The 13,881-nt window shown below is 72.9% G+C and carries 8 protein-coding genes and 1 riboswitch; of the genes, 4 read left to right on the top strand and 4 right to left on the bottom strand.

Going from position 1 to position 13,881, the window contains the following annotated elements; translation table 11 throughout:
- Nucleotides 1–19: 19 nt before the first annotated feature.
- Nucleotides 20–3,235, bottom strand: a complete 3,216-nt coding sequence (locus OG729_RS21025) for an ATP-binding protein (protein ID WP_405807638.1) — start codon at nt 3,233–3,235, stop codon at nt 20–22.
- A 292-nt stretch (nt 3,236–3,527) separates the two neighbouring features.
- Nucleotides 3,528–5,651, bottom strand: coding sequence for an asparagine synthase-related protein (locus OG729_RS21020; protein WP_405807636.1), 2,124 nt, complete (start codon nt 5,649–5,651; stop codon nt 3,528–3,530).
- A 738-nt stretch (nt 5,652–6,389) separates the two neighbouring features.
- On the opposite strand from OG729_RS21020, the gene OG729_RS21015 reads away from it, so the two are divergent.
- The 4 genes from OG729_RS21015 (at nt 6,390) to OG729_RS21000 (ending at nt 11,409) form a co-directional block, all read left to right on the top strand.
- Nucleotides 6,390–7,814, top strand: a complete 1,425-nt coding sequence (locus tag OG729_RS21015; protein WP_405807634.1) for an MFS transporter — start codon at nt 6,390–6,392, stop codon at nt 7,812–7,814.
- Between the two features lie 88 nt (nt 7,815–7,902).
- On the top strand, nt 7,903–9,138 hold the full coding sequence (lhgO, locus tag OG729_RS21010) for an L-2-hydroxyglutarate oxidase (RefSeq protein ID WP_405807632.1): 1,236 nt from the start codon (nt 7,903–7,905) through the stop codon (nt 9,136–9,138).
- A gap of 74 nt (nt 9,139–9,212) precedes the next feature.
- Entirely contained in the window at nt 9,213–10,004 is a 792-nt protein-coding gene (gene trmB / locus OG729_RS21005; protein ID WP_405807631.1) for a tRNA (guanosine(46)-N7)-methyltransferase TrmB, read from the top strand.
- A 70-nt stretch (nt 10,005–10,074) separates the two neighbouring features.
- Nucleotides 10,075–11,409, top strand: coding sequence for a PrsW family intramembrane metalloprotease (locus tag OG729_RS21000; protein WP_405807629.1), 1,335 nt, complete (start codon nt 10,075–10,077; stop codon nt 11,407–11,409).
- A 65-nt stretch (nt 11,410–11,474) separates the two neighbouring features.
- Here OG729_RS21000 and OG729_RS20995 read toward each other — a convergent pair whose 3' ends face one another.
- Both OG729_RS20995 and OG729_RS20990 read right to left on the bottom strand, forming a co-directional pair.
- Nucleotides 11,475–12,419, bottom strand: a complete 945-nt coding sequence (locus OG729_RS20995; RefSeq protein ID WP_405807628.1) for an aldo/keto reductase — start codon at nt 12,417–12,419, stop codon at nt 11,475–11,477.
- Between the two features lie 158 nt (nt 12,420–12,577).
- The gene (locus OG729_RS20990; protein WP_360873230.1) at nt 12,578–13,630 is read right to left on the bottom strand and encodes a M23 family metallopeptidase; all 1,053 of its coding nucleotides are present in this window, start codon (nt 13,628–13,630) and stop codon (nt 12,578–12,580) included.
- Nucleotides 13,631–13,641: 11 nt separating this feature from the next.
- Nucleotides 13,642–13,798, bottom strand: a riboswitch (cyclic di-AMP (ydaO/yuaA leader).
- Between the last annotated feature and the right edge of the window lie 83 nt (nt 13,799–13,881).

Raw genomic sequence — 13,881 nt, 5'->3', positions numbered from 1 at the left:
ACCTGCCCGCCCTGCCCATCTACCCGCCTGCTCGACCTGCCGGACCTACCTGCCCTGCGCGACCTTCCCCGGCAGCCGCCTCGGCCGCCGTCTCCAGCAGGCCGACGGCCTGGGGGACGGTGAGGTCGCGGCCCGCCGCACGCTCGGCCTCGTACCGCTCGTTTCCCAGCTCCGCGCGGGCACGCGTCCGTATCACCTCGGCCGCCTTCTCCTCCGGCACGGAGCGGGGGATGTCCCCGCGCCAGGCGTCGGCCGCGGCCACGAGCCGTACGGACAGCGGGAATTGACCGGTCAGGGGAAGTACGGCCGCGGCGCTGTCGGCGACGTGTGCCGTGACGAACTCCGCGCACCGGGCCTCCCACGCCTTGCGGAGAGCCGCCGCCAGACCCCGTACGGCAGCCGGAGGACCTGCCGGTTCGTACGCGGAGAGCCGGGCGTCGAGCGCTTCGACTGCCACTTCGAAGTGCACCGGCGAGGTGTCATTGAGACTGCGGGGCTCCTCGAGCCGTCTCCGGGCCTCGGCGTACGCGCCGCGGTGCAGGGCGACGGTGGCGCGCATGAGGCGGAGGTAGGAGCGGGTGTCCTGGACCTTGTAGCGCTCCGCCACCTCCTCCGCCTCGTCGAAGCCCTTGTCGGCGGCGGCCGTGTCGCCGGCCCGGAAGGCGAGTTCGGCGAGGCGGGCGATGAGGAACGGCGCCTCCGCGTGCGCGCCGACCTCGCGGGCGAGAGCCAGTGCCTCCTCGTAGGCGGCCCTGGCCTCGTCGTACCTGCCGCGCATCATCCCCGCCTCGGCCGCGGCACTCGCCGTCTGAGCGCGCATCCAGCGGTCGCCGACGCGGCGGCTCAGCGCCCGCAGCAGGACCAGGTCATCGTCGACGCCGGGCATGCCGCCCGGCATGTCGACGACCAGATGGGTACGGAACATCAGCATGGCGCCGTACTCCCACTCGCCGCCGTACGCCAGGCAGTTGGCGACAGCGGCCTCCAGCAGCACTCGGATGCCCGCCATGTCGTCGGTGAGGAAGGCCGTCATCGGCCACAGCAGTCCGGGAAAGCGGGCGGACTCGGGGCCCGGCCGGCTGAAGGCCTCCCGCACCCGGCGCAGCAACGCCATGGTGTCCGCGTCGGTGCGCAGCCGCTCGGACCCGCGGCTCTCCAGGGCGAGGAAGAACTCCAGCATGCGCAGATGCATCCGGGGCCAGTAACGGGGGTCGTTCTCGCCCGACGGCTCCGGGCCGAGGGCCACGGTGCGCTCCACCCAGGACAGGCCCTCGGGGCGGTAGTTGCGCAGCCACCAGAACCAGCCCATCCCCAAGGTCAGTCGCAGCGCGGACGCTTCGTCGCGGGTCTCGACGACGGTGCGGTGCAGGGCGGCGCGGATGTTGTCGAGGTCGGCTTCGAGCCGGGCGATCCAGGGGAGCTGGTCGGCGGAGCGCAGGCGCGGGTCGGCCTCCTCGACGAGGGCGGCGAAGCAGGCGGTGTGCGCGCGGGCCGCGGCGTCCCGGATGTCCGGCGTCTCGGCGGCGCGCTCGGTCGCGTACTCGTGGATGGTCTCCAGCAGCCGGTAGCGCATCTCACCGCCGTCCGTGGGGGTGGCGGTGACGAGTGACTTGTCGACGAGCGCGCCGAGGTGTTCCGCCGCATTGCCGCAGACGGCCTCGGCGGCGGCGATGTCCCAGCCGCCGGCGAAGACGGCGAGCTGTCGCAGCAGGGTGCGTTCGGTGTCCTCCAGTAGGTCCCAGGACCAGTCGACGACCGCTCTGAGCGTCTGCTGGCGCGGCAGTACGGTGCGGCTTCCGCCGGTCAGGAGGCGGAAGCGGTCGTCGAGCCGGTCGGCGATCTGGCGGGGTGTGAACATCCGCAGCCGGGCGGCGGCGAGTTCGATGGCGAGCGGGAGCCCGTCGAGGCGGTGGCAGATCTCCGCCGCGGCGTCCCGGTCGTCCTCGACGCGGAAACCGGGCCGGGCGGCCGTGCCGCGGTCCGCGAGCAGTTGCAGGGCCTTGGGGTCCGGCAGCGGGTCCACCGGGCGCACCAACTCGCCCGGGATGCCCAGCGGTTCCCGGCTGGTGGCCAGGATGCGCAGGCGTGGGCAGCGGGTGAGGAGCCGCTCGGCGAGTTCGGCGGCCGCGTCGATGAGGTGCTCGCAATTGTCGAGTACGAGGAGGAGGGCGCTGCCTCCGAGGTGCTCGACCAGCCGGTCGGCGGGGGCGGCGGCGGGCAGCGGCTGGCCCTCGCGGACGATGAGCGCGGTCTCGCGCAGACCGAGGGCGGAGAGTACGGCGCCGGAGAGCGCGTCGGGGTCGTCGAGGGGAGCGAGCTCGACGAGCCATGCGCCTTCGGGGGCGGCGGCGGGGGCGGCCTCCTCGGCGAGGCGGGTCTTTCCGGAGCCGCCGGGGCCGGTGAGAGTGACGAGACGGGAGCGGGTCAGGTCGGCGCCGATGGCGATCAGTTCGCTGTCGCGGCCGACGAAGGAGGTGAGGCGGGGGCGAATGTTGCCGCGCTCACTTGCAGCGGGTGTGGTCGGGGCGGTGGGGGCCTTGAGCAACTCTGTGTACAGAGCTGTCAGTTCGGGCCCGGGGTCGGCTCCGAGGCCGTCCGCGAGCGCGCGGCGGGCCTCTTCGTACGCGACAAGGGCGTCGGCCTGGCGGCCCTCGGCGCGCAGGGCGCGGATGAGTAGCGCGCGGAATGGCTCGTGGTACGGGTGCGCGGCGGTGAGCCCCTGCAGCTCCGGTACGAGTGCGCTGGTGGCCTCGCGCCTCAGATCGGCCTCGATCCGCTGCTGAAGCGCGGCGAGCCGCAGGGCCTCGGGACGTGCGCCGTACTCCCCGTCGGGCAGGTCGGCGAGCGCGGGGCCGCGCCAGAGGGCGAGGGCGGTACGGAGCGTGCCTGCGGCGGTCTCGGGGTCCTGGGCGGCGGCCCGGTGGGTGAGCGCCTCGAAGACATACAGGTCGACGTCGTCCTTGGCGGCGGCCAGGCGGTAGGCGCCGGGGGCGCTCCGGACGGCGTCCTTGCCGAGGGTGCGGCGGAGGCGGCCGACGAGGGCCTGGAGTGCGGCGGGGGCGTCGTGCGGCTCGTCGCCGCCCCATACGTCGTCGACGAGTTCGCCGACGGGCACCGGGCGGCCGGCCCGCAGCGCGAGGGCGGCGAGCAGCCGACGGAGGCGGGCTCCGCGGAGGGGGAGCTCGCCACCGTGCTCGTCGCGGGCGGCGGTGACGCCGAGGATGAGATAGCGCACGGGGTCATTGTGGACGGGGGACGGGGGTGCGTGCGGGGGTGTTTCTCCATGTCACGGGGTTCGTGGTTGCCGTGAGCCAGGGGACGTTGGTGGAAGTCACTCAGGTTCGTGGTTGCCGTGAGCCAGGGGACGTTGGTGGAAGTCACTCAGGTTCGTGGTTGCCGTGGGCCAGGGGACGTTGGTGGTTGCTGCCGGTAGCGGGTTTCGCGGGCGAACCCGGAAGCCGCACCCCGCGGACGCCCGGGACCGCGCAACGGAACCCGCACCCATGCCCCGGACACCCCCGCAGGGCCTACGCCTGAAGCGTTCTCTTCGGGGGAACCCCTCCCGCCACCGCCCGTTGGCGCGGTGCCGCTGTGCCCGTCCAGCACGTACCCCGGCGCGAGAGCAGCCTCCGGAGCCACAGTTCCGTGGAGATCAGGTCCGCCAGGCCGTCCAGCGGGACCGGTTCGCCCTCCGAGGCCGCGCGGAGGGCCTTGCGGACCACGCGGGCCTCCACCAGGCCCGCGTCCGCCAGCAAGGGCGCGTCGAACAGGGCCAACAGGTACGGCAGGGACGCCCGCAGGCCCGCCCTCGCCGCTGCCGTCGACGGAGCGTGGGTCGTCGCGCCCCACCCCGGTGGGAGGTCATGGATGCCCGCGCCCGCCAGGACCGTGCGGAGGATTTCCGCGCGGGCGCCCGGGCGGACCCGCAAGGATTCGGGGAGGTCGCGGCAGGCCCGTACGACCTGGTTGTCCAGAAAGGGCGCGTGCAGCCGCTGGCTGCGGACCTCCGCGGCCTGTTCCAGGATCCGCTGGTCCGACGCATGGCGGGTCAACGCCGCACGCGCGCGGGCCTCACCGGGGCGCTGCACCGATGTCGGCCGCGTCGCCGCCTCCGTCAGGCGAACCGATACTTCAGCGAGTGCCTCACCCGTGAGCCAGCGCGCCGCGGGCCCCGGCCTCGACCACGTCAGCGCGGCCAGTGACGCACTCAGCGGGCCGTCCAGCAGGCGGGCCGCCGGACGGTTCGCGTCCAGCAGGCGGTCGGCCGCCGTCTCGAGGCCGGTGCGATACGGCGTACGGGCCAGCCGCCGCGCCGCCCGGTACACCGTCACCGGGATGAACAGCGACTGCGGTGAAGGGCCCTCCGCCCGCGCCAGCGCCGCGGCCGGCCGCAGCAGATGGCGCCGCCGCCGGTCGAGGAGCAGGTCGGCGAGGCGCGCCGGATGCGCGTCCAGGACCTGTCGCGCGCCCGCCCCGGTGAAGTGGTCGGCGCTACCGGCCGCCAGTCGGCTTCGGTGGCGTTCGGCCGTGACGAGGGACGGTGCCGGTTCGTCCGTCAGCGGCCCGGCGTCCAGGGCCGCGTACGGCAGCCCTTCCTCCCCCGCCGCGACCACCACATGGTGCAGCCGAGGATTCGCCGCGATCGTGCGCGCCCGTTCCAGCTCGGCCTCGTGCCCGCGGGTCGTCAGGTCGTTGAAGGTGACCGCGAGCAGCCGCTCCCCCGCGCCCGTGCCATGGCCGAGCACCGTGCCCGGCACCCCCGGCAGCCCCGCGGCCAGCAGCGCCAGCGTGCCCGAAGCGCTGCCGCCGGAGAGGTCGGCGCCGATGCCGGGAGCCGGGGCGCCCCGGGCCGCGCGCCGTTCGGCGGGCCCCATCCCGGGGACCGGCCCGGGATCCGTCGGCAGTGTCTCGGGCGCGTGCCGGGGCGCGGTGAGCCTGGCTCGTACCGCATCGACCAGTGCCTCCCGCACGCCGTCCACCGCGCGCTCCGCCTCGATCTGCGGTCCGGCGACGGCGAGCGATGCCACCGGCTCGTACCCGGCGATCTCGCGCGAGCCCTCGCGCAGGATCAGCGCGTGCCCCGGCGGGACGCGCTTCACACCGGCGTACGGAGTCGAGTCGTGCAGCGCCTCCGGTGTCTCCGGGCAGGCGAGCAGCGCCGCCAAGTGCCCGATGTCCAGCTGCGCTTCGATGAGATCGGCGAGCGGCAGTGCCGCGGTGGCGTACGCGGTGCCGTTCGCCCAAGGGGTGTGGAAGACGGGTCTCGCCCCGGCCAGATCACCGACTATCGTGATCCGGCGGCCGACCTGCACCACGGCCGTATAGCTGCCGGCCCATGCGGTCAGATGCCGCAGCGCCCCACCGCGCGCCGCGAAAAGACCCACCCGCAACTCTTCGTCACTGGCCGCGCAGCAGCCCAGGACGGCGAGCCTGGTGATGGGGGTCGCCCCGGCGGAGCGAGCGGGAGCGTCGACGGTGACGATGCGTACCTCGTCGGGGCGCCAGTCGCCGACGGCCCAGAGCGGATCCGGGTCGCCCCACAGGAGTTGGGAGCCGACGGGGTGAACGGTGCGGCCCTCGCCGGAGGTGCCCACCGCCCCGGCCGTACCGAAGTTTGCGGCGATACTGCTCCACCCCACCAACCACCGCATCGCCGCCTCCACAGGCTGTGGACGAACCGGGGCCCGGGCCGCCCGGAATCCCGGGCGACGATGGCCGCTCGGGAACATGCTGCCACGAAGGCGGCGCACAGGAGGCTCTCCGGGTAGCGCGCGCAAAAAGGGAACGCGCCCCTGGCATTGGCGATTTGACGACGGTCCAGGAGCCGGTGAAGCGGACCGCCGATGCTTACACATGCCCAAAAGGGACACCGAGGACAGTCGGCATTCGGCCATTCTGCGGGCCTGCCGGCCGTCCCCCGCCCGGGCACAACCACAGTCCGGGAGGCGCTGTTCGCCTCCCGGACCGGTCCGCCGCCCGCGGGGATTGAGGCGGCGGTGTCCCCCAGCCCACTGGTTCCAGTACGCAGTGGGCCGACCCACGCAGGACTCATGGAAGCGCTCCCCGACCTGCGAGGCCAGAGCGCACGGACGGGCGCACGGCCACATGCAGGGAGCACGCCCGGGGGCACGGCGTCGACACCCCGTCCGTCGCCCGTCTGTTCCAGCGCACAACAATCTCGCCATCCGGAAGACCGCCTCTTAACGGTCGGGATGCGGCGAACTACGCTGTGTTTACTGATGTTCTCCACGGGGGGCGCATATTCCGAAGGGCTCGGCCAGACGCCTTTGCAGCCGGGACCCGGAAGCCGTTCACCGGGGGGAACTCAGCACGAATGCCGTGCGCCCAGCCAGCGACGCGGCGGCCGTCTGCGTGTCGAGGGGTGGCGCATGTCCAGGGAGCAACGCGGGCCGAACGAAAAGCTCGGCACCGTTCTCGCCCTCGCGGGAATCAGCAACGCCGGCCTCGCCCGGCGGGTCAACGACCTAGGCGCGCAGCGCGGTCTGACCCTTCGCTACGACAAGACGTCGGTGGCGCGGTGGGTGTCGAAGGGCATGGTGCCGCAGGGCGCCGCGCCCCATCTCATCGCCGCCGCGATCGGCGCCAAACTGGGCCGTCCGGTGCCGCTGCACGAGATCGGTCTGGCGGACGCCGACCCGGCCCCTGAAGTCGGGCTCGCCTTCCCGCGCGACGTGGGCGAGGCGGTGAAATCGGCCACCGAGCTCTACCGCCTGGATCTGGCCGGGCGACGGGCGGGCAGCGGGGGCATCTGGCAGTCGCTGGCCGGTTCTTTCGCAGTGAGCGCTTACGCCACGCCCGCGTCCCGCTGGCTGATAACCCCCGCCGACTCCTCGGTCGAGCGATCCCTCGACATCGCCACGGCGGAGGACGCGCCCGCCCGGGTGGGTCACACCGATGTGGCGAAGCTGAGAGAGGCTGCCGAGGACGCACGCCGCTGGGACTCCAAGTACGGCGGCGGGGACTGGCGTTCGTCGATGGTGCCCGAGTGCCTGCGGGTGGACGCGGCCCCACTGCTCCTCGGGTCGTATTCGGACGAAGTGGGCCGGGCGCTGTTCGGCGCCACCGCCGAGCTGACCAGGCTGGCCGGGTGGATGGCCTTCGACACCGGGCAGCAGGAGGCGGCGCAGCGCTACTACATCCAGGCGCTGCGACTGGCCCGGGCCGCCGCGGACGTCCCGTTGGGCGGCTATGTGCTGGCCTCGATGTCGCTGCAGGCGACCTACCGCGGCTTCGCCGACGAGGGCGTGGACCTGGCCCAGGCGGCACTCGAACGCAATCGGGGCCTCGCCACCGCCCGCACGATGAGCTTCTTCCGGCTGGTCGAGGCGCGGGCGCACGCAAAGGCGAGCGACGCGCCGGCCGCGGGGACCGCGCTGAAGTCGGCGGAGGGCTGGCTGGAGCGGTCACGGGAGGGCGATGCCGACCCGTCCTGGCTCGGCTTCTACTCGTACGACAGGTTCGCGGCCGACGCCGCCGAGTGCTACCGCGATCTGAAGGCGCCGCGCCAGGTGCGCCGCTTCACCGAGCAGGCGCTGTCCCGGCCCACGGAGGAGTTCGTGCGCTCGCACGGGCTGCGTCTTGTGGTGTCGGCCGTCGCCGAACTGGAGTCGGGGAACCTGGACGCCGCGTGCGCGGCGGGCACGCGCGCGGTGGAGGTCGCGGGACGGATCTCGTCGGCGCGTACCACGGAGTACGTACGGGATCTGCTGCACCGGCTGGAGCCGTACGGCGACGAGCCACGGGTCGTCGAGCTGCGGGAGCGGGCCCGGCCGCTGCTGGTGGCCCCGGCGTAGCGGGTGCAGCGGCGCAGACCCTCCTGATGTATCTGGTTTAAGTGCCTTGTCAGTGGGCCAGTGCACTATCGGGGTGGGAGGTGACGCGGTGACGGCGTCCGGGCAGGACTTCGACTGTGACGTGCTGGTGATCGGCGGCGGAATCGTCGGCCTGTCGACGGCGTATGCCCTCACGCGCGCGGCTCCCGGCACCCGGGTGATCGTCCTGGAGAAGGAGAACGGACCCGCGCGGCACCAGACCGGGCGGAACAGCGGAGTGATCCACAGCGGGATCTACTACCGGCCGGGCTCGCTGAAGGCGCGGTTCGCGGTGCGGGGCGCGGCCGAGATGGTGAAGTTCTGCGCGGAATACGGCATCGACCACCAGGTCACCGGGAAGCTGATCGTCGCCACCGGCCGGGACGAGCTGCCGCGACTGCATGCCCTGGTCCAGCGCGGCCGGGAGAACAGCATTCCGGTGCGGGAGCTGGGACCGGCGCAGATCATGGAGTACGAGCCGCAGGTGCGGGGTCTCGCGGCGATCCGGGTCGGGACGACCGGGGTGTGCGACTTCGGGGCGGTGGCGGCACAGCTGGCGGCCGCGTCCGGCGCGGACATCCGCTGCGGCGAGGAGGTGGCCGCGATCGACCGCCGCGCCTGGGGCGTCGCGGTGCGCACCGCGTCGGGGGCGGTGTTCCGGGCAAAGGTGCTGGTCAACTGCGCGGGGCTGCACTGCGACCGGGTCGCACGGCTGGCGGGCGACGACCCGGGGATGCGGATCGTGCCCTTCCGGGGTGAGTACTACGAACTGGCGCGGCCCGATCTCGTACGGGGTCTCGTCTACCCGGTGCCGGACCCGGCGTTCCCCTTCCTGGGCGTGCATCTGACCCGAGGCGTCGAGGGCAGCGTCCACGTCGGACCGAACGCGGTCCCGGCGCTCGCCCGCGAGGGCTACAGCTGGTCGGTGGTGCGGCCGCGGGAGCTGGCCGGGACGGTGAGCTGGCCGGGCACCTGGCGGATAGCGCGCAGGCACTGGCGGTACGGAGCGGGGGAGCTGCGCCGCTCCCTGTCGAAGCGGGCTTTCGCGACGGCCGTACGGAGACTGCTGCCGGCGGTGACGGAGGAGGATCTGCGACCGGTCGCGGCCGGGGTGCGGGCGCAGGCGGTGCTGCGGGACGGCACGCTGGTGGACGACTTCCTGATCCGCGAGGCCCCTCGGACGGTCCATGTGCTGAACGCGCCCTCCCCGGCGGCGACGGCGTCGCTGCCGATCGGCAGGGAGGTGGCACGCAGGGCCCTGACCGCGCTGGCGGACGGCCCCCTGGCCCGGGCGGGCGGCAGATAGGGCCCCGCGCCACACGGCACCGGGGCACAGCGTGAGCCGGGCCACGGACCCCGCCCCGTTAGAATCAACCCACTGTGACCGAGCTCCGTAACCTCACCCCCGACAGCCCCCCGGCCCCCATCCGCGCCAAGAGCGAGCCGCGCTTCCCCGGGGGGCCCGTCGCCGATCCCGCCGGGTCGCACCATGAGCGGCGCATCCGCAGCTTCCAGCCGCGGCGCAGCCGGGTGACCGCCGGGCAGGGCGATGCCCTCCAGCGGCTGTGGCCCGTCTGGGGCCTCGACATCGACGGGCAGCGCGTCCTCGACCCGAACGAGATGTTCGGCGGTCTGCCGGTCGTCCTGGAGATCGGGTTCGGGATGGGCGAGGCCACCGCGCAGATGGCCGCAGCCGACCCGGGCACCGGGATTCTCGCCGTCGATGTGCACACCCCGGGCCAGGGCAACCTCCTCGGTCTCGCAGAGCGGAACGGACTGTCCAACATCCGGGTCGCCAACGGCGACGCGATCATCCTCCTGCGGGAGATGCTCCCGCCCGCCTCGCTCGACGGGCTGCGCGTCTTCTTCCCCGACCCCTGGCCCAAGAAGCGGCACCACAAGCGGCGGCTGATCCAGCCCGAGTTCCTCACTCTCGCCGCGACGTGCATGAAGCCCGGCGCGGTCCTGCACTGCGCGACCGACTGGGAGGAGTACGCCGAACGGATGCTCGAAGTGCTCTCCGCGCACCCGGACTTCGAGAACGCCCAGGAGGACGGCGGCTACGCCCCGCGGCCCGCTTTCCGGCCACTGACCCGATTCGAAGGACAGGGCCTGGACAAGGGCCACAAGGTGCACGACCTGCTGTTCCGCCGCCCGCTGGGTCCCGCGTAATCCTCGGTAGCGCCCCGGAAGAGCCACGGGCCCGTCGCCAGGTGTCAGTGCCCCTCGTTAGGGTCGTCGGGTGTCCGAGTCGTCGCCGCAGCACCATCCACCGCATCCGGCGGTCCCGGCGTTCGAGCAGCAGCCGCTGTTCAACGCCGTGCCGGAGCGTGCCCGCTGGCGCTACAAACCGCGCCGGGCCTCCTGGCTCTGGCACAGCAAGGCCGTCCGGGCAGGGGTGCTGATCACCCTCCTCGCCCTCTCGGGCCTCGTCATCCTCGCGCTCGTACGCGAACAGACCGGCACCCACGGCTTTCTGGTCGGTCTCGGCCTCGCGACGCTGCCCGTCCCGCTCCTCACCGCGGCCTTCGCCTGGCTGGACCGGGTCGAACCGGGCCCCTGGAAGAACCTCCTCTTCGCGTTCGCCTGGGGCGCGTTCGCCGCCGCCCTCGTCGCGATCATCGCGAACTCCTTCGCGACCCGCTGGATAGCGACCGCCACCGCCGACCCGGCAAGCGCGGACACCATCGGCGCGACGGTCATAGCCCCGATCATCGAGGAGAGCGCGAAGGCCGCCGCGATCCTGCTCCTCTTCATCTTCCGCAGACGGGACTTCACCGGGATCGTCGACGGCGTGGTCGTGGCCGGCTTCACCGCGACCGGCTTCGCCTTCACCGAGAACATCCTCTACCTGGGCAACGCCTTCGGCGAGGACCAGGAGATAGGCACATCCGGCCTCGCCTCGGTGACCGCGGCGACCTTCTTCGTACGCGTGGTCATGTCGCCGTTCGCGCATCCGCTCTTCACGGTGCTGACCGGCATCGGCTTCGGCGCTGCCGCGCTGGCCGCGCAGCGCCAGAAGATACGCCGGATCGCGCTGCCGCTGCTCGGCCTCGCCCTGGCGATGGGCATGCACGCCCTGTGGAACGGCTCGTCGTCGCTCTTCGGCCCGTTCGGCTTCTACGCCGTGTACGGGGCGTTCATGGTCCCCGTCTTCGGGCTGCTGACCTGGCTGACGATCTGGACCCGGCAGCGCGAGCTGCGCACGATATCGACGGAGTTGCCCGCATACGCCGCGGCCGGCTGGCTGATGACGGCCGAACCGCGCGCCCTGTCCTCGATGCGGGCGCGTTCGATCGCGCGCGACGTCGCCCGGCGTACGCATGGACCGGCCGCCGCGCACGCCGTTTCGGAGTACGAGCGGTTCGCGACGAGCCTGGCCTTTCTGCGCCACCGGGCCCACCGCGGCGCGGCGGGCCCGGACTTCGTGGCGCGCGAGCAGGAGCTGCTGCACCACCTCTGGCAGCGCAAGCACGTCGCGGGTCCCGCGCTGACGTACGCGGCGCAGGCGACGGGCCGGGTGTGGACGCCGCCGCCGTACCGCGACTACGGCGGCTACAACCCGTACCGCAGCTAGCGGCCCGGCTGACAGCAGCCACCGGCCCGGCCGCCGGCCACCGCCCCGCCGGGCACCAGGCGGGGCTACGCCGACGCCGCCGTCAGCTCGGCCACCTCCACGGCCGTCAGCTCCAGCTCCGCGACCGCCGTCAGGGCCGGCAGCTGCTCGACCGTACGGGCCGAGGCGATCGGCGCGACGACAGTCGGCTGCGCGGCCAGCCAGGCGAGCGCGACGGTCGCCACCTCGACGCCGCGCGCCCGGGCCACCTTGTCCAGCGCGGCGAGGACCCGCACGCCCCGCTCGCTCTTCAGGTGCTTGCCCGCGCCCGCGGCCCGTGCGCTGTCCACCGTCGTACCGGGGCGGTACTTGCCGGTGAGGAAGCCGGACGCGAGCCCGGAGTAGGGGGCGGCGGCCAGACCGGCGGCCGCGGCCGTGTCCTGCAGGTCGCCCTCGTAGCTGTCCCGGGAGACCAGGTTGTAGTGCGGCTGCAGCGCGACGTAGCGGGCCAGCCCCTCGCGCTCCGAGAACTCCAGGGACGCCCGGAGCCGGTCGGCGCTGAGGTTGGAGGCGGCGATGGCACGCACCTTGCCCTCCTTCACCAGCTGGTCCAGCGCGGTGATGATCTCCTCGACAGGGACGGTCAGGTCGTCGAAGTGCGTGTAGTACAGGTCTATGTAGTCGGTGCCGAGCCGCTGCAAGGAGGCCTCGGCCGCGGCCTTGATGGTCGAGCCGGACAGGCCCCTGTACTGCGGGTGGGAGCCGACCTTGGTCGCCACGACGACCTCGGAGCGGTTGCGGCGCGCGGCGAGCCAGCTGCCGATGACGGTCTCGGACTCGCCGCCCTCGTTGCCCGGCACCCACGCCGAATAGGCGTCGGCGGTGTCGACGAAGTTGCCTCCGGCAGCGGTGTACGCGTCGAGCACGGCGAAGGACTGCGCCTGGTCGGCGGTCCAGCCGAAGACATTGCCGCCGAGAGCGAGCGGGAAGACGGCGATACCGGACGAGCCGAACGTACGGAGAGAAGTCATGGGTTGACCAACAGCGGTACGGTGCGACCTATTCCACATTCCGCAGTCGGCCGACGGGGTCCACCTCCCGCATGGCTGCCGCCGCGCACATGGGGCGGCGCCGCGCATCAGCGCCCCAGGCGCCGAACGGCGCGAGGGGCGCAGAGCAGTGCGGAACGTCAGACGGTGAGGCCCTTGTCGCGCAGCCAGGTCATCGGGTCGATGCCCGTCCCGCCCGCCGTGTGGACCTCCAGGTGCAGATGCGGGCCGGTCACATTGCCGGTCGCACCCACACGGCCGATCGTCTCGCCCGTCGTCACCTTCTGGCCCGCGCTGACCGAGATCGAGGACTGGTGGGCGTACCAGATCTCCGTGCCGTCATCGAGCTCCAGCACCGTGCGGTAGCCGTAGGAGCCGGACCAGCCGGCCGACTTGACGGTGCCGCTGTGGACCGCCTTGAGCGGCGTGCCCGTCGGGGCGGCGAAGTCCAGGCCGGTGTGGTAGCCCGAGGACCACATGGAGCCGGCCTCGCCGAAGGTGGAGGTGATCGTGTACGAGGAGGTGGGCAGCGAATAGCTCGCCGCGAGCTTGGCAAGGCGCTCGGCCTCCGCCTTGGCCGCCGCGGCCTTCTCGGCCGCAAGCTTCTCCGCCTCGGCCTTGGCCTCCGCCGCGGTCTGCTGCTTCCTCGCCTCAGCCGCGGCCTTCTCGGCCGCAAGCTTCTCCACGGCCGCCTTCGCCTCGGCGTCCGCTTCCGCCTGCTGCTGCTCGGCCTGCTGGAGGATGCGGGCGCGCAGCGCCTCACCCGCGCCGGCCGCGCCATCGGCAGCGGTCTTGGAGTCGGTGTCCGAGGCCAGCGTCACCGCCGTGAGCGGGGAGGTGTTGTCGGCGTCGGCGTCCGAGGAGTCGTCGGACAGGAAAGAGCCCACGCCAGGAAGGGACTTGGCGTCGGGCAGGTTGTCCGTGATCGAGTCGGGGAGCGATATGGAGACCGGCGGCTTGTCCTGCGCGGTGGCCATGCCGCCCGCGCCGACCGCGGCGATGACGCCGACGCCGAGCACTGTGGAGCTGCGGGCGAGCCCGCCGCGCTGCTTGACGACACGGTGCCGTCCGCGCACCGGACGAACGGAGTCCTCGGTGGGGTTCCATTCCTCCCACGCCCGCTCCGCCCCCTCTTCGCCGCTGAAGAAGTCGGGCCTGAAGGGTGCTTCTGGGGCAGGGGTGTTGGACGCCACTGAGGCGTACTCCTTTCCTTCCTTCTCGCCTACCGGGTTAGCTGACGGGTTCGGAGCAGGAAGGTCTCCTACGAGCGCTTCGACCGCGGAAAAGAGCGGCAAAAGGTGCCCGATTCACCCCAATTGGTGGTTCCCCGGTTCCCTTGCGGGATTCGGCGCATGCGCACGGTGCCGCCTCTTGCGACGGCTGGGACGACCGCGCTGCGTTATCGAACGTTAATAGAAGCCAGGGCCGGATTCCAAGCTGTTCC

Origin of the sequence: Streptomyces sp. NBC_00210 (assembly GCF_045160975.1) — a bacterium.
Lineage (GTDB): Bacteria > Actinomycetota > Actinomycetes > Streptomycetales > Streptomycetaceae > Streptomyces.
The sequence above is the reverse complement of the archived record's forward strand: the minus strand, read 5'-3'. Positions and strand labels throughout refer to the sequence as shown.